Annotated in this window: 13 protein-coding genes and 3 tRNA genes; all 16 read right to left on the bottom strand. The window is 57.9% G+C overall.

The window, feature by feature from the left end; genetic code table 11:
- Positions 1–591 (bottom strand): GTP-binding protein (locus ACFOLG_RS10020; protein WP_386091337.1); only part of this gene is annotated, 591 nt, incomplete at its 3' end.
- Between the two features lie 73 nt (positions 592–664).
- The gene (gene fusA, locus ACFOLG_RS10025) at positions 665–2,764 is read right to left on the bottom strand and encodes an elongation factor G (protein ID WP_386091339.1); all 2,100 of its coding nucleotides are present in this window, start codon (positions 2,762–2,764) and stop codon (positions 665–667) included.
- Between the two features lie 27 nt (positions 2,765–2,791).
- Positions 2,792–3,262 (bottom strand): 30S ribosomal protein S7, encoded by a 471-nt coding sequence (gene rpsG, locus ACFOLG_RS10030; protein WP_386091341.1) that lies wholly within the window; start codon positions 3,260–3,262, stop codon positions 2,792–2,794.
- A 100-nt stretch (positions 3,263–3,362) separates the two neighbouring features.
- Positions 3,363–3,734 carry a 30S ribosomal protein S12 gene (rpsL, locus tag ACFOLG_RS10035; RefSeq protein ID WP_174873602.1) on the bottom strand — a complete coding sequence of 124 codons (372 nt, stop codon included), beginning with the start codon at positions 3,732–3,734 and terminating at the stop codon, positions 3,363–3,365.
- Between the two features lie 151 nt (positions 3,735–3,885).
- On the bottom strand, positions 3,886–8,076 hold the full coding sequence (gene rpoC / locus ACFOLG_RS10040) for a DNA-directed RNA polymerase subunit beta' (RefSeq protein WP_386091343.1): 4,191 nt from the start codon (positions 8,074–8,076) through the stop codon (positions 3,886–3,888).
- A gap of 59 nt (positions 8,077–8,135) precedes the next feature.
- A complete protein-coding gene (gene rpoB, locus ACFOLG_RS10045) occupies positions 8,136–12,311 on the bottom strand; it encodes a DNA-directed RNA polymerase subunit beta (protein ID WP_386091345.1) in 4,176 nt (1,391 codons plus the stop codon).
- 150 nt (positions 12,312–12,461) lie between these two features.
- The gene (rplL, locus tag ACFOLG_RS10050) at positions 12,462–12,833 is read right to left on the bottom strand and encodes a 50S ribosomal protein L7/L12 (protein ID WP_386091347.1); all 372 of its coding nucleotides are present in this window, start codon (positions 12,831–12,833) and stop codon (positions 12,462–12,464) included.
- 36 nt (positions 12,834–12,869) lie between these two features.
- Positions 12,870–13,367, bottom strand: a complete 498-nt coding sequence (gene rplJ, locus ACFOLG_RS10055) for a 50S ribosomal protein L10 (RefSeq protein ID WP_386091349.1) — start codon at positions 13,365–13,367, stop codon at positions 12,870–12,872.
- An 82-nt stretch (positions 13,368–13,449) separates the two neighbouring features.
- Positions 13,450–13,524 (bottom strand) — tRNA-Thr (locus ACFOLG_RS10060).
- Between the two features lie 125 nt (positions 13,525–13,649).
- Positions 13,650–13,724 (bottom strand) — tRNA-Thr (locus ACFOLG_RS10065).
- Between the two features lie 16 nt (positions 13,725–13,740).
- The gene (gene rplA / locus ACFOLG_RS10070) at positions 13,741–14,436 is read right to left on the bottom strand and encodes a 50S ribosomal protein L1 (RefSeq protein WP_386091351.1); all 696 of its coding nucleotides are present in this window, start codon (positions 14,434–14,436) and stop codon (positions 13,741–13,743) included.
- Between the two features lies 1 nt (position 14,437).
- Positions 14,438–14,869: a 50S ribosomal protein L11 gene (rplK, locus tag ACFOLG_RS10075; RefSeq protein ID WP_386091353.1), complete on the bottom strand. Its 432-nt coding sequence runs from the start codon at positions 14,867–14,869 to the stop codon at positions 14,438–14,440.
- Positions 14,870–14,959: 90 nt separating this feature from the next.
- Positions 14,960–15,493, bottom strand: a complete 534-nt coding sequence (gene nusG, locus ACFOLG_RS10080; RefSeq protein ID WP_174873595.1) for a transcription termination/antitermination protein NusG — start codon at positions 15,491–15,493, stop codon at positions 14,960–14,962.
- Between the two features lie 2 nt (positions 15,494–15,495).
- Complete coding sequence (secE, locus tag ACFOLG_RS10085) at positions 15,496–15,849, bottom strand: preprotein translocase subunit SecE (protein WP_386091355.1); 354 nt, start codon at positions 15,847–15,849, stop codon at positions 15,496–15,498.
- A gap of 64 nt (positions 15,850–15,913) precedes the next feature.
- A tRNA-Trp gene (locus ACFOLG_RS10090) sits at positions 15,914–15,989 on the bottom strand.
- Between the two features lie 10 nt (positions 15,990–15,999).
- Positions 16,000–16,550, bottom strand: a 551-nt coding sequence (locus ACFOLG_RS10095; protein WP_386091357.1) for an EF-Tu C-terminal domain-related protein, incomplete at its 5' end; no start/stop codon positions are given.

The following is a 16,550-nucleotide window of genomic DNA, read 5'->3' on the forward strand; positions in this document are numbered from 1 at the left end:
CGCGTCAGCCAGGCGGAAGATTGCCGGCTCGCCGTATTCGGACTGGTCACCTTCCAGCGCCAGACGGGCGGAACCGGTAACGATCGGGGTGTCGTCGCCCGGGAAGTCGTAGGAAGACAGCAGGTCGCGCACTTCCATTTCCACCAGTTCCAGCAGCTCAGCGTCGTCCACCAGGTCGGCCTTGTTCAGGAACACGATGATGTACGGAACGCCAACCTGACGGGACAGCAGGATGTGTTCGCGGGTTTGCGGCATCGGACCGTCAGCGGCCGAGCACACCAGAATCGCGCCGTCCATCTGGGCAGCACCGGTAATCATGTTCTTCACGTAGTCAGCGTGACCCGGGCAGTCAACGTGAGCGTAGTGACGAGCCTCGGTTTCGTATTCAACGTGTGCGGTATTAATGGTAATACCACGAGCCTTTTCTTCCGGCGCGCTGTCGATCTGGGAGTAGTCTTTAGCTTCGCCACCGAACTTCTTGGACAGAATGGTGGTGATAGCAGCGGTCAGAGTGGTTTTACCATGGTCAACGTGACCGATGGTGCCGACGTTTACGTGCGGTTTGGTCCGCGCGAACTTTTCTTTTGCCATTTTGCAAAATTCCTTAATTAAAGAACAAACAGTGTGAAGGTTGGCCGCATGCGGCCAACCTTCTACGCGCCAATTACTTGCGGGACGCCATTACGGCGTCGGCAACGTGCTTCGGAGCTTCGGAGTAGTGCTTGAACTCCATGGAGTAAGTAGCACGACCCTGGGTTGCGGAACGCAGGTCGGTGGAGTAACCGAACATCTCGGCCAGCGGAACTTCGGCCTTGATCTTCTTGCCACCCAGACCATCATCGTCCATACCTTGAACGATACCGCGGCGACGGTTCAGGTCACCCATCACGTCACCCATGTACTCTTCCGGGGTCTCTACTTCAACGGCCATCATCGGCTCGAGGATGCAAGGACCAGCACGGCGCATAGCTTCTTTGAAGGCGATGGAACCGGCCAATTCAAAGGCGATCTGCGACGAGTCGACATCATGGTAGGAACCGAAGGTCAGACGTACGGTTACGTCAACCACCGGGAAGCCGGCCAAGATACCGCTGGACAGGGTGTTCTGAATACCCTTGTCAACCGAAGGGATGAATTCACGAGGAATCGTACCACCCTTGATTTCGTCGATGAACTTGTAGCCATTACCTTCGCCGGACGGCTCCAGAGTGATCTGGGCATGACCGTACTGACCCTTACCACCAGACTGCTTGACGTGCTTACCGTCAACTTCAGTCACTGTTTTGGTGATGGTTTCACGGTAGGCAACCTGCGGCGCGCCGACGTTGGCTTCAACACCGAATTCACGCTTCATGCGGTCAACCAGAATTTCCAGGTGCAGTTCACCCATACCGGAAATAATGGTCTGGCCGGATTCTTCGTCGGTACGCACGCGGAACGACGGGTCTTCCTTGGCCAAGCGGTTCAGGGCAACACCCATCTTCTCTTGGTCAGCTTTGGTTTTCGGCTCAACAGCAACGTGAATCACCGGCTCCGGGAACTCCATGCGCTCCAGGATCAGCGGCGCATCAACGGCACACAGGGTTTCACCGGTGGTCACTTCCTTCAGGCCGATACCAGCAGCGATGTCGCCAGCACGAACCTCGGTGATTTCCTTGCGGTCGTTAGCGTGCATCTGCACGATACGGCCCATACGCTCTTTCTTGCCCTTAACCGAGTTAAGAACAGTGTCACCGGAGTTAACCACGCCGGAGTAGACACGGAAGAACGTCAGCTGACCAACATACGGGTCATTCATCAGCTTGAATGCCAGAGCGGAGAACGGTGCAGTGTCGGAAGCTTCGCGAGTGGTCGGGGTACCATCGTCCAGTTCACCCGGAACCGGCGGCACGTCCAGCGGGCTAGGCAGCAGCTCAACAACCGCGTCCAGCATGCGCTGAACACCCTTGTTCTTGAACGCGGAGCCGCACAGCATCGGCTGGATTTCGCAACGCAGGGTACGCTGACGCAGGCCGTGAACGATTTCTTCTTCGCTCAGCACTTCGCCTTCGAGGTACTTGTTCATGGTGTCTTCGTCGACTTCCGCCGCCGCTTCAACCATTTTCTCGCGCCACTCTTCAGCAACTGCAACTAGGTCAGCCGGGATGTCGCCATACTCGAACTTCATGCCCTGGGAAGCCTCATCCCAGATGATGGCCTTCATCTTCAGCAGATCGACAACGCCAGTGAAGCCATCTTCGGCGCCGATAGGCACAACGATAGGCACCGGGTTACCGCGCAGACGGGTTTTCACCTGCTCAACCGCACGGAAGAAGTTGGCACCTTGACGGTCCATCTTGTTCACGAAGGCAATACGCGGCACTTTGTACTTGTTAGCCTGACGCCATACGGTTTCAGACTGCGGCTGTACGCCACCTACCGCGCAGTACACCATCACGGCACCGTCCAGTACACGCATGGAACGCTCTACCTCAATGGTAAAGTCCACGTGACCCGGGGTATCAATGATGTTGAAGTGATGCTCGGGGAACTGGAGGGCCATACCCTTCCAGTAGGTGGTGGTCGCAGCGGAGGTAATGGTAATACCACGTTCCTGCTCTTGTTCCATCCAGTCCATGGTGGCGGCGCCATCATGCACTTCACCGATCTTATGGTTTACACCGGTGTAGAACAGAATACGTTCGGTAGTAGTGGTCTTACCAGCATCAATGTGCGCCGAAATACCGATGTTACGGTAGCGCTCAATGGGGGTCTTTCTAGCCATGGCCAGAATCCTTTCGCAGGATTGAGATTAGAAGCGGAAGTGGGAGAAGGCCTTGTTGGCTTCTGCCATACGGTGCACTTCGTCACGCTTCTTCATCGCGCCGCCGCGGCCTTCGGCTGCGTCGATCAGTTCGCCAGCCAGGCGCAGGTCCATGGATTTTTCACCACGCTTACGGGCGGCATCACGCAGCCAGCGCATTGCCAGAGCCAGTCGACGGGACGGGCGTACTTCAACAGGAACTTGATAGTTGGCACCACCTACACGGCGGCTTTTCACTTCAACGACCGGCTTGGCATTGGCGATGGCAGTGTTGAACACTTCAATAGCGTTCTTGCCAGTTTTTTTCTCGATTTGCTCGAGCGCGCCGTAAATGATGCGTTCAGCAACAGACTTCTTGCCGTCGATCATTACAACGTTCATGAACTTGGTCAGATCCTGGCTACCGAACTTCGGATCCGGCAGGATATCGCGCTTGGGGACTTCTCTGCGACGTGGCATATTAATTCCTTCAAATATTCAGTTGAGCTCATGCTCGCGACCGCCCAGCAAGGCAGTCACTTACTCAACGGCATAAAGCCGCTGTCGTACTAAGTAAAGATTACTTAGGACGCTTGGCACCGTACTTGGAACGAGCCTGCTTACGATCTTTCACGCCAGCAGTATCCAGGGAGCCGCGAACGGTGTGGTAACGCACACCTGGCAAGTCTTTTACACGACCGCCACGAATCAGCACTACCGAGTGTTCCTGCAGGTTGTGGCCTTCACCACCGATGTAGGAAATCACTTCGAAACCGTTGGTCAGACGAACCTTGCACACTTTACGCAGTGCGGAGTTCGGCTTCTTCGGTGTAGTGGTGTAAACACGGGTGCACACGCCGCGCTTCTGCGGGCAGGCTTCCAGTGCTGGCACCTTGCTCTTCGTGGTAACCGCAGTGCGGCCCTTGCGAACGAGTTGGTTAATGGTTGGCATTACTATCAGTTCCTAGTTGATACTCTTGGCGGCACCATACCACCAAGAGAGTCCGCGATTATATTTTGGTCAATTGCCAGCGTCAACGAAAAAACGCTGCCCCAGCAACGTTAACCGTTGATAGGACAGCGTTTTTTACAGGAGGCGCAGATTACAGCGCTGCGTCGCCTGCTTCTACCGGTGCTTCCAGGCTGCCAAACTCCAGCCCGGTCTCGCCACCGCCGAGGCGACGGCGATTGCGATGGTAGGCCAGACCGGTACCTGCCGGGATCAAGCGGCCAACGATCACGTTCTCTTTCAGACCGCGCAGATCGTCTTTCTTGCCCATGATCGCCGCTTCGGTCAGTACGCGGGTGGTTTCCTGGAAGGAAGCTGCCGAGATGAACGAATCGGTGGACAGCGAAGCCTTGGTAATACCCAGCAGCACGTTTTCGTACTGTGCCGGCAGCTTGTCTTCTTCCGCCATGCGATCGTTGGTTTCCAGCACTTCCGCGCGCTCGACCTGCTCGCCCTGGATGAAGTCGGTATCGCCGGAGTCGATGATGATCACGCGACGCAGCATCTGGCGAACGATCACCTCGATGTGCTTGTCGTTAATCTTCACGCCCTGCAGACGGTAAACTTCCTGCACTTCCTGGCAGATGTAGCGGGCCAGCGCCTCGATACCCTGCAGACGCAGAATATCGTGCGGGTCCACGGCACCGTCGACGATCAGTTCGCCGCGGTTCACCACCTGGCCATCGTGCACCAGCACGTGCTTGTCTTTCGGGATCAGGCTTTCGTAGCCGTTGCCGTCCAGATCGGTAATGATCAGGCGCTGCTTGCCCTTGGTGTCCTTACCGAAGGAAACGGTACCGGTCACCTCGGCCAGCATGCCGGCATCTTTCGGCGAACGTGCTTCGAACAGCTCGGCCACGCGCGGCAGACCACCGGTAATGTCGCGGGTCTTGGACGATTCCTGCGGAATACGTGCCAACACTTCACCCTTGCCCACTTCCTGACCGTCGCGCACGGTAATGATGGCGCCAACCTGGAAGGTAATCGACACCGAGGCGTCGGAACCGGCCAGCTTCACTTCGTTACCGCTGTCGTCCAGCAGTTTCACCAGCGGACGCAGCATCTTGGACTGAGCCGAGGCACGCCGCTTGTTGTCGATAACCACCAGCGTGGACAGACCGGTAACCTCATCGGTCTGCTTGGCAACGGTTGCGCCTTCTTCCACGTTCTCGAACTTCACGCGGCCAGCATACTCGGTGATGATCGGACGGGTGTGCGGATCCCAAGTCGCCAGCACGGCACCGGCCTTGATGGACAGACCGTCGGTCACCATCAGGGTGGCGCCGTACGGCACCTTGTGACGCTCGCGCTCGCGGCCGGCATCATCGTGAATCACCACTTCACCGGAGCGGCTGATCACGATCAGCTCACCCTTGGTGTTGGCCACGTAACGCATCTGGCTGGAGAAGCGCACGGTACCGTTGGACTTACCTTCTACCTGGCTGGCTGCCGCATTTCGCGATGCTGCACCGCCGATGTGGAAGGTACGCATGGTCAGCTGGGTACCCGGCTCACCAATCGACTGCGCAGCGATCACACCCACGGCTTCGCCAGCGTTCACGCGCTTGCCGCGTGCCAGGTCACGACCGTAACACTGTGCGCACAGACCATAACGGGTTTCGCAAGTGATTGCGGTACGTACCTTGACTTCGTCGATGCCGAGGTTGTCGATCTGATCCACCAGGCTCTCGTCCAGCAGGGTGCCGGCTTCGATCACGGTTTCGCTGGTGGACGGATCCACCACGTCGGTCGCAGTCACGCGGCCGAGAATACGATCGCGCAGCGGTTCGATCACGTCACCGCCCTGCACTACCGCCTTCATGGCGAAGCCATTGCTGGTACCGCAGTTGTCTTCGATCACCACCAGATCCTGCGTCACGTCTACCAGACGACGCGTCAGGTAACCGGAGTTCGCGGTCTTCAGTGCCGTATCCGCCAGACCCTTACGTGCACCGTGGGTGGAGATGAAGTACTGCAGAACGGTCAGGCCTTCGCGGAAGTTGGCGGTAATCGGGGTTTCAATAATGGAACCATCCGGCTTGGCCATCAGGCCACGCATACCAGCCAGCTGCTTGATCTGTGCCGCGGAACCACGGGCGCCGGAGTCGGCCATCATGTAAATCGAGTTGAACGATTCCTGATCGACTTCGTTGCCTTCGCGGTCGATGACTTTCTGCTTGGACAGTTCGTCCATCATCGCCTTGGCGATCTTGTCACCGGTACGGCCCCAGATGTCCACTACCTTGTTGTAGCGCTCACCCTGGGTCACCAGACCCTGGCGGTACTGTTCTTCGATCTCTTTCACTTCCTTCTGGGCATCGCCCAGCAGGTCGAACTTCTTGGCCGGAATCTGCATATCGTCGACGCAGATGGAGATACCACCGCGGGTCGAGTAGGCAAAACCGGTGTACATCAGCTGGTCGGCGAAGATCACCGTGTCGCGGATGCCGCAACGACGGAAGGAAGCGTTGATCAGCTTCGAAATTTCTTTCTTCTTCAGCGCCTTGTTGATGTGCTCGAACGGCAGGCCGCGCGGCATGATTTCCGACAGAATGGCGCGGCCAACGGTGGTGTTGTAGCGCTTCAGCACCTGCACCAACTCGCCCTGCTCATCGCGGACCCATTCCTTCAGGCGCACGGTGATGCGGGTAGCCAGCTCGACCTGACGGGTTTCGTAGGCGCGGTGCACTTCGGCGGTGTCGGCAAAGAACATGCCTTCGCCCTTGCCGTTGATCTTGTCGCGGGTCATGTAGTACAGACCCAGCACGATATCCTGCGACGGCACGATGATCGGCTCGCCGTTGGCCGGCGACAGCACGTTGTTGGTAGCCAGCATCAGGGTACGGGCTTCCATCTGCGCTTCCAGCGACAGCGGCACGTGAACGGCCATCTGGTCACCGTCAAAGTCGGCGTTGAATGCCGCGCAGACCAGCGGATGCAGCTGGATGGCCTTGCCTTCGATCAGCAGCGGCTCGAACGCCTGGATACCCAGACGGTGCAGGGTCGGCGCACGGTTCAGCAGTACCGGGTGTTCCTTGATGACGTCTTCTAGGATGTCCCACACTTCCGGCACTTCCTGTTCAACCAGCTTCTTGGCAGCCTTGATGGTGGAGGCCAGGCCCAGCACTTCCAGCTTGTGGAAGATGAACGGCTTGAACAGCTCCAGCGCCATTTTCTTCGGCAGACCGCACTGATGCAGGCGCAGGGTCGGGCCCACGGTAATCACGGAGCGACCGGAGTAGTCGACGCGCTTACCCAGCAAGTTCTGACGGAAGCGACCGCCCTTACCCTTGATCATGTCGGCCAGCGACTTCAGCGGACGCTTGTTGGCACCAGTCATCGCCTTGCCGCGACGGCCGTTGTCCAGCAGCGAGTCAACCGATTCCTGCAGCATGCGCTTTTCGTTGCGCACGATGATGTCCGGCGCGCGCAGTTCCAGCAGGCGCTTCAGACGGTTGTTACGGTTGATGACGCGACGGTACAGGTCGTTCAGGTCGGAAGTGGCGAAGCGGCCGCCGTCCAGCGGTACCAGCGGACGCAGTTCAGGCGGCAGCACCGGCAGCACTTCCATGATCATCCATTCCGGCTTCATGCCGGAACGCTGGAACGCCTCGAGCACCTTCAGGCGCTTGGCGATCTTCTTGATCTTGGTGTCGGAGCTGGTGGCTTCCAGTTCGCGACGCAGGGTCTCGATCTCGCCGGCCAGGTCCAGCTTCTTCAGCAGTTCGCGCACGGCTTCGGCACCCATCAGGGCTTCGAATTCTTCGCCATGCTGATCCAGCTTGTCGAGGTAGTCTTCTTCGCTCAGCAGTTGGCCGCGCTGCAGGCTGGTCAGGCCCGGCTCGGTCACCACGAATGCCTCAAAGTACAGTACGCGCTCGATGTCGCGCAGTGTCATGTCCAGCACCATGCCCAGACGGGACGGCAGCGACTTCAGAAACCAGATGTGCGCGGTCGGGCTGGCCAGCTCGATGTGGCCCATGCGTTCGCGGCGCACCTTGGACAGCGTCACTTCCACGCCGCATTTCTCGCAGATCACACCGCGATGCTTCAGGCGCTTGTACTTGCCGCACAGGCACTCGTAATCCTTCACCGGGCCGAAAATGCGGGCGCAGAACAGGCCGTCGCGTTCCGGTTTGAAGGTACGGTAGTTGATGGTTTCTGGTTTCTTTACTTCACCGAACGACCAGGAACGGATCTTGTCCGGGGAGGCGATGCCGATCTTAATCGCATCAAACTCTTCTTCATGCGTAACTTGCTTAAAGAGATCGAGCAGAGCTTTCATTGCGTCTCCATTCAGGAAGACGCCCGCGGCCAACGTTGGCCGCAGGCATCCTTACCTAATTAATAACGTTCCAGGTCGATATCCAGACCCAGCGAGCGGATTTCCTTCACCAGCACATTGAAGGATTCCGGCATGCCGGCATCGATCTTGTGTTCGCCCTTGACGATGTTTTCGTAGATCTTGGTACGACCGGTCACATCGTCGGACTTCACCGTCAGCATTTCCTGCAGGGTGTAGGCGGCGCCGTAGGCTTCCAGCGCCCACACTTCCATCTCACCGAAACGCTGACCACCGAACTGTGCCTTACCACCCAGCGGCTGCTGGGTAACCAGCGAGTACGGGCCGGTGGAACGGGCGTGCATCTTGTCGTCAACCAGGTGATGCAGCTTCAGGTAGTGCATCACGCCCACGGTGACCTTGCGGTCGAAGGCTTCGCCGGAGCGGCCGTCGAACAGGGTCATCTGGGTCTTGCTGGCGTTGAACTCCAGCTGCTCGGTATGCTCGTCGGCATCCGGGTAGGCCAGATCCAGCATCTGACGGATCTCGGTTTCCTTGGCGCCGTCGAATACCGGGGTAGCGAAGGTCATGCCCTTGCGCAGGTTGTCGGCCAGCAGCTTGATCTCGGTCTCGGTCATCTCGGCGATCGGCTCTTGCTTGCCGGTGTCGTTGTAGATGCTCTGCAGATAGCTGCGAACCTGCTCCACGCCCTGCTGCTGCTTGAGCATGCGGTCGATGCGCTCGCCGATACCCTTGGCGGCCCAGCCCAGGTGCACTTCCAGGATCTGACCGATGTTCATACGCGACGGTACGCCCAGCGGGTTCAGCACGATGTCTACCGGACGGCCATCAGCCATGTACGGCATGTCTTCCACCGGCAGGATGCGCGATACCACACCCTTGTTACCGTGACGACCGGCCATCTTGTCACCGGCCTGCAGACGACGCTTCACGGCGATGTACACCTTGACCATCTTCTGTACGCCGGCTTGCAGCTCGTCACCCTGGGTCAGCTTGCGCTTCTTGTCTTCGAACTTGAGGTCGAATTCTTCGCGCTTCTGCGCCAGGCTTTCCTTGATCAGTTCCAGCTGCTTGGCGATGTCTTCATCGGCCATGCGGATGTCGAACCATTCGTGCTTGGACGGCAGGCTTTCCAGGTACTCGCTGTCGATCGCGGTGCCCTTGGCCAGACGCTTCGGACCGCCGTTAGCCGGCTTGCCAACGATCAGGCGCTCGATACGGCTGAAGGCGTCGTTGTCGAAAATGCGCAACTGGTCGTTCAGGTCCAGGCGATAACGCTTCAGTTCCGCATCGATGATGGACTGGGCGCGCTTGTCGCGCTCGATGCCTTCGCGGGTGAACACCTGCACGTCGATCACGGTACCGGTCATGCCGGTCGGCACGCGCAAGCTAGTGTCCTTCACGTCGGACGCCTTCTCACCGAAGATCGCACGCAGCAGCTTCTCTTCCGGCGTCAGCTGGGTTTCACCCTTCGGCGTTACCTTGCCCACCAGCACGTCGCCGGCGTTCACTTCGGCGCCGATGTAGACGATACCGGAGTCATCCAGACGGCCGGCCATGCGCTCGGACAGGTTCGGGATGTCGCGGGTGATTTCTTCCGGGCCCAGCTTGGTGTCACGCGCCACCACCGACAGCTCCTCGATGTGGATCGAGGTATAGCGATCGTCGGCCACCACTTTTTCGGAGATCAGGATCGAGTCTTCGAAGTTGTAGCCGTTCCACGGCATGAAGGCGATGGTCATGTTCTGACCCAGCGCCAGTTCGCCGATATCGGTAGAGGCACCGTCCGCCACCACGTCGCCGCGGGCGATCAGGTCGCCGACGCGCACGATCGGGCGCTGGTTGATGTTGGTGTTCTGGTTGGAACGGGTGAACTTGGTGAAGTTGTAGATATCCACACCCACTTCACCAGCCATCGCTTCTTCGTCGTTGACGCGTACCACCACACGGTTGGCATCGACGTAGTCCACCACGCCGCCACGGCGGGCGATCACGGTGGTGCCGGAGTCAACCGCCACCGCGCGCTCGATACCGGTACCCACCATCGGTTTTTCCGGACGCAGGCACGGTACGGCCTGACGCTGCATGTTGGCGCCCATCAAGGCACGGTTCGCATCGTCATGCTCCAGGAACGGAATCAGCGAGGCGGCAACGGACACCACCTGACCGGTGGCCACGTCCATGTACTGCACGCGGTCCGGGGTCGCCAAGATGGTTTCACCCTTCTCGCGGCAGGTAACCAGTTCGTCGATCAGGGTACCGGCTTCGTCCAGCTCGGCGTTGGCCTGCGCAATCACGTAGCGGCCTTCTTCGATCGCGGACAGGTACTCGATCTCGTTGGTCACCTTGCCGTCGATTACCTTGCGGTACGGCGTTTCCAAGAAGCCGAACTCGTTGGTGCGGGCAAATACCGCCAGCGAGTTGATCAGGCCGATGTTCGGACCTTCCGGCGTTTCGATCGGGCACACGCGGCCGTAGTGGGTCGGGTGCACGTCGCGCACTTCGAAGCCGGCGCGTTCGCGGGTCAGACCGCCCGGGCCCAGGGCCGATACGCGGCGCTTGTGGGTCACTTCGGACAGCGGGTTGGTCTGGTCCATGAACTGCGACAGCTGGCTGGAACCGAAGAACTCCTTGATCGCGGCGGAAACCGGCTTGGCGTTGATCAGGTCGTGCGGCATCAGGTTCTCGGACTCGGCCTGGTTCAGGCGTTCCTTCACTGCACGCTCGACACGTACCAGACCGGCGCGGAACTGGTTCTCGGCCAGTTCGCCCACCGAGCGCACGCGACGGTTGCCCAGGTGATCGATGTCGTCCACTTCGCCGCGGCCGTTGCGCAGTTCGCACAGAATGGCGATCACCGACACGATATCTTCAGTGGCCAGCACGCCATCGATGGAGTCGCGGCGACCGGCGAACTTCTCGCCGATCAGGGTGCGGAACCAGTCCGGCGACTTGTCATCGAACTTGTACTGGAAAGTACGGGTGTTGAACTTCATGCGGCCAACACGGGACAGGTCATAGCTGTCCTCGTTGAAGAACAGGCGCTGGAACAGCTGCTCGACAGCGTCTTCGGTCGGCGGCTCGCCTGGGCGCATCATGCGGTAGATGGCGACGCGTGCGGCCAACTGGTCGGCGGTGTCGTCACCACGCAGGGTCTGCGCGATGTAGGCGCCATGATCCAGATCGTTGGTGTACAGCACTTCGACTTCGGCCACGTCCTGGATATCCATCTTGGCCAGCAGTTCGTCGGTGACTTCCTCGTTGGCACGGGCAATCACTTCGCCGGTTTCCGGCGCCACCACGTTCTTGGCCAGCACTTTGCCCACCAGCACGTCGAACGGCACTTCGATGCGATCGAGGTTGGCCGTGGTGATGTCGCGGATGTGCTTGGCGGTGATGCGCTTATCCTTGGCAACGATCAGCTTGCCGTCCTTGTCCACGATGTCGGACTTGGCCACTTCGCCCTTCAGGCGCTCGGCCACGACTTTCATGAACACGCCTTCGCCGGTCAGGAAGAAGGTGTCGGTGTTATAGAACTCGGACAGGATGCGTTCGTTGCTGTAGCCCAGCGCTTTCAGCAGGATGGATACCGGCATCTTGCGACGACGGTCGATACGGAAGAACAGCTGATCCTTGGCATCGAACTCGAAGTCCAGCCAAGAGCCGCGGTAAGGAATCACGCGCGCGGAGAACAGCAGTTTACCGGAAGAGTGCGTCTTGCCGCGGTCGTGCTCGAAGAACACGCCCGGGGAACGGTGCAGCTGGGAAACGATAACACGCTCGGTACCGTTGATGATGAACGAGCCGTTCGAGGTCATCAGCGGGATTTCACCCATATACACTTCATTTTCACGTACTTCCTTCACCACCGGCTTGGACGATTCCTTGTCCAGGATGGTCAGGCGGATACGTGCACGCAGCGGTGCCGCGAAGGTAATGCCGCGCAGTTGGCATTCCTGCACGTCGAATGGCGGTTCGCCCAATACGTAGTGAACGAAATCCAGACGCGCAAAGCCATTGTGGCTAACGATCGGGAAGATCGACTTGAATGCGGCCTGCAGGCCTGCATCCTTGCGCTGATCAAATTGCACGCCCAGCTGGAGAAACTCGGTGTACGAATCGATCTGGGTCGCCAGCAGGAATGGGACGTCGAGAACAGTGTTACGCTTCGCAAAGCTTTTACGAATACGCTTCTTCTCAGTAAACGAATAACTCATAGAGTCTCCATCGGGGGGGTGGCGCAAGTAACCAAACGTCAGCAGCCACATTCAAATTGATTGCTGACCTTTAACCACTCGCAAAGCATTACAAGCGCAACAAGGCTGGCGGATTTCTCCGCCAGCCTTACTAATCTTCCCGAAGGAAGATTATTTTACTTCAGCCTTGGCACCGGCTTCGGTCAGCTGCTTCAGTACGTCTTCGGCTTCAGCCTTGGAAACGCCTTCTTTAACAGCCTTCGGAGCGCCGTCTACCAGATCTTTGGCTTCTTTCAGGCCCAGACCGGTGATAGCACGTACCACTTTAATTACGTTTACTTTGTTGTCGCCAGCAGCGGACAGAATCACGTCGAATTCGGTCTTCTCTTCAGCGGCAGCAGCGCCACCAGCAGCCGGGCCAGCAACAGCAACAGCAGCTGCGGAAACGCCGAACTTCTCTTCGAACGCCTTAACCAGGTCGTTCAGTTCCATAACGGTCAGACCAGCAACTGCTTCGAGGATATCTTCTTTGGTGATAGCCATTTGTATAACTCCTGAATGGGGAATATGTCGAATTGATTAAGCGGCTTCGGTTTGCTTCTGCTCGGCCAGAGCGGCCAGAGCACGGGCAAAACCGGATACCGGAGCCTGCATAACGAACAGCAGCTTGGACAGCAGCTCTTCGCGGCTCGGGATGGAAGCCAGTTCGGTTACTTCGGCAGCGTCCAGCAGCTTGCCGTTGTAGGAACCTGCCTTGATGACAATCTTGTTGTCTTCTTTGGCAAATTGATGCAGCACCTTGGCAGCAGCAACGGCGTCAACGGAAATACCGTATACCAGCGGGCCAACCATCTGATCGGCCAGGCTTTCAAACTGGGTACCGGCAACCGCACGACGCACCAGCGTGTTCTTCAGAACGCGCAGGTAAACACCATTCTCACGTGCCTTGGCACGCAGTTTGGTCATGCTGCTAACCTCGATGCCCCGATATTCAGCGACAACAAGCGTCTGAGCATCTGCCAGTTGAGCAGAAATCTCAGCGACGACCGCCTTTTTATCTTCGATATTGAGACTCAAGGTCCACCTCCTAGACTGAAATGAAGCAGGATATCCTGCCCCTGTTTGCAGCGGCGACCTAATCAGGAGATATACAAACAGATGGTGCTCATGGGCGGAATTGAACCGCCGACCTCTCCCTTACCAAGGGAGTGCTCTACCCCTGAGCTACATGAGCGTATCGTTGATACAGTCTTCTTAAGGGTACACCGTCTGCGTAGGCTACTCGCAAGGAGCATTAAGTCATTGACACCTACGGTCTTTGACAATCTGGCGGACCGAAGTCCGCCAGCCCAAAGCCTTTGGTGCCCATGGGCAGAATTGAACTGCCGACCTCTCCCTTACCAAGGGAGTGCTCTACCCCTGAGCTACATGGGCCCGGACAACGCCAGGATTAAGCCTGGGCGCTGGTCACATCTACGCGCACACCAACACCCATTGTGCTGGATACGGCGATTTTCTTCAGGTACTGGCCTTTGGCAGCAGCCGGCTTGGCTTTTACCAGGGCATCAACCAGTGCCGCAAAGTTTTCACGCAGGGCTTCAACTTCGAAAGAAGCGCGGCCGATGGTGGCGTGAATGATACCGGTCTTGTCGGTACGATACTGAACCTGGCCGGCCTTGGCGTTTTTCACGGCTTCGGCAACGTTAGGAGTAACAGTACCAACCTTCGGGTTCGGCATCAGGCCACGCGGGCCCAGGATCTGACCCAGCTGACCAACGACGCGCATTGCATCCGGGGAAGCAATCACGATATCGAAGTCCAGATTGCCAGCCTTAACCTGCTCGGCCAGATCGTCGAAACCGACAACCTCGGCGCCAGCGGCTTTGGCGGCTTCAGCATTCGCACCCTGTGCAAATACGGCTACGCGTACGGACTTACCAGTACCGCGCGGCAGCACTACGGAGCCACGAACAACCTGGTCGGATTTACGCGGATCAACGCCCAGGTTAACGGCCACATCGATGGATTCGTTGAACTTGGCAGTTGCTGCGCCTTTTACCAGCGCGATTGCGTCTTCAACCGCATACAGCTTGTTGCGGTCTACTTGTGCATTCAGCGCCTGCAGACGTTTGGAAACCTTAGCCATATTACAGACCCTCCACTTCAAGACCCATGGAACGAGCGGAACCAGCGATGGTGCGCACAGCAGCATCCAGGTCAGCAGCGGTCAGGTCCGGAGCTTTAGTCTTGGCGATTTCTTCCAGCTGAGCGCGGGTCACTTTGCCGACTTTGTCGACGTGAGCCTTGGCACTACCGGACTTGATGCCGGCGGCCTTCTTCAGCAGGATGGTTGCCGGCGGGGTCTTCATCACGAAAGTGAAGGACTTGTCGGCGTAAGCGGTAATCACCACCGGAATCGGCAGACCCGGCTCAACGCCCTGAGTCTGGGCGTTGAACGCCTTGCAGAATTCCATGATATTCAGACCGCGCTGACCCAGCGCCGGACCGATCGGCGGCGATGGGTTTGCTTTACCAGCGGGCACTTGCAGCTTGATATAGCCTACAATTTTCTTTGCCACGATAAACTCCTAATAAACGGGTATAACGCGCCGACGGCGCTCCCCAAGCGAAGCCCAAGATTATATCCTCGGACTTTCAGAAAAACAAGCTTACAGCTTCTCAACTTGCGAAAATTCGAGCTCAACCGGGGTGTCTCGGCCAAAAATCTGCACGGAGACACGCAGCTTGTTACGCTCATAATTCACCTCGTCCACCGTACCATTGAAGTCAGTGAACGGCCCTTCGTTGACGCGCACCTTCTCGCCAACCTCGAACAGCACTTTCGGCTTCGGCTTCTCGACACCCTCTTGCATCTGCTGCATGATGGCCTCGACTTCCTTTACCGAAATCGGCGCCGGGCGGTTGGCAGTACCACCAACAAAGCCGGTCACTTTCGGCGTACTCTTCACCAGGTGCCAGGTATCGTCGGTCATTTCCATCTCGACCAACACATAGCCAGGGAAAAATTTACGCTCGGAAATGGAACGACGACCATTCTTGATGTCGACCACCTCCTCCACCGGCACCAGCACCTGACCAAACAGATCCTGCATGCCATCGCGCTCGATACGCTCTTTCAGCGCCTTCTGCACACTCTTTTCAAAGCCAGAGTACGCATGCACAACATACCAACGCTTAGCCATAATCAACCCCGACGAAGCAACACGTCATAAAAGAGCCAGGACAACGAGGAGTCAACCAGCCACATGAACAGCGCCAACACGAATACAAAAACGAATACCAGCATGGTCAGCTGGGTAGCCTCCTTGCGCGCCGGCCACACAACCTTACGCGCCTCTGCCACCGACTCTTGAGCGTAGACCACAAAATCACGCCCCATGGCCGACTGCCACAACACACCCGCAGCAGCCAGCAAAGATGCAATGAACAGCACCACGCGCAGCACGGTTTGATCTGCCGGCAGCAGATAAAAACCGGTCACGCCAGCCACTACCAACAGAGCAGCAAGGCCAAGTTTGATTTTATCTTGCGATTCCATTCGACATTCTCGTGTTGCAGATACGTGAAAAGACTAACCGGCGAAATCGCCGGTTAGTCTTATTTGGCAGGCCAGGAGGGTCTCGAACCCCCAACCCTCGGTTTTGGAGACCGATACTCTACCAATTGAGCTACTGGCCTAAAACCTTACTTAAGCGAGAATCTTAGCAACCACGCCGGCGCCAACGGTACGACCACCTTCACGGATCGCGAAACGCAGACCATCTTCCATAGCGATCGGAGCGATCAATTCTACGGTGATTTCCACGTTGTCACCCGGCATAACCATTTCCACACCTTCTGCCAGCGTGATCGCGCCGGTCACGTCGGTAGTACGGAAGTAGAACTGCGGACGGTAGTTAGCGAAGAACGGGGTGTGACGACCGCCTTCATCCTTGCTCAGTACGTATACCGAAGCCTGGAACTTGGTGTGCGGGGTGATGGAACCCGGCTTGGCCAGAACCTGACCACGCTCAACGTCTTCACGCTTGGTACCGCGCAGCAGTACGCCCACGTTGTCACCAGCCTGACCCTGATCCAGCAGTTTGCGGAACATTTCCACGCCGGTGCAGGTGGTCTTGGCAGTAGCCTTCAGACCAACGATTTCCAGTTCTTCGCCTACTTTTACGATGCCGCGCTCTACACGACCGGTCACCACGGTACCGCGGCCGGAGATGGAGAATACGTCTTCGATCGGCAGCA

This window comes from Vogesella facilis (assembly GCF_042648525.1).
Classification (GTDB): Bacteria; Pseudomonadota; Gammaproteobacteria; order Burkholderiales; family Chromobacteriaceae; genus Vogesella; species Vogesella facilis.

Coding starts and splice junctions, on each gene's coding strand:
- rplL (WP_386091347.1), bottom strand. CDS start 12,833: ATGGCTATCACCAAAGAAGATATCCTCGAAGCAGTTGCTGGTCTGACC.
- rpsL (WP_174873602.1), bottom strand. CDS start 3,734: ATGCCAACCATTAACCAACTCGTTCGCAAGGGCCGCACTGCGGTTACC.
- rplA (WP_386091351.1), bottom strand. CDS start 14,436: ATGGCTAAGGTTTCCAAACGTCTGCAGGCGCTGAATGCACAAGTAGAC.
- rpoB (WP_386091345.1), bottom strand. CDS start 12,311: ATGAGTTATTCGTTTACTGAGAAGAAGCGTATTCGTAAAAGCTTTGCG.
- rpoC (WP_386091343.1), bottom strand. CDS start 8,076: ATGAAAGCTCTGCTCGATCTCTTTAAGCAAGTTACGCATGAAGAAGAG.
- rpsG (WP_386091341.1), bottom strand. CDS start 3,262: ATGCCACGTCGCAGAGAAGTCCCCAAGCGCGATATCCTGCCGGATCCG.
- secE (WP_386091355.1), bottom strand. CDS start 15,849: ATGGAATCGCAAGATAAAATCAAACTTGGCCTTGCTGCTCTGTTGGTA.
- fusA (WP_386091339.1), bottom strand. CDS start 2,764: ATGGCTAGAAAGACCCCCATTGAGCGCTACCGTAACATCGGTATTTCG.
- nusG (WP_174873595.1), bottom strand. CDS start 15,493: ATGGCTAAGCGTTGGTATGTTGTGCATGCGTACTCTGGCTTTGAAAAG.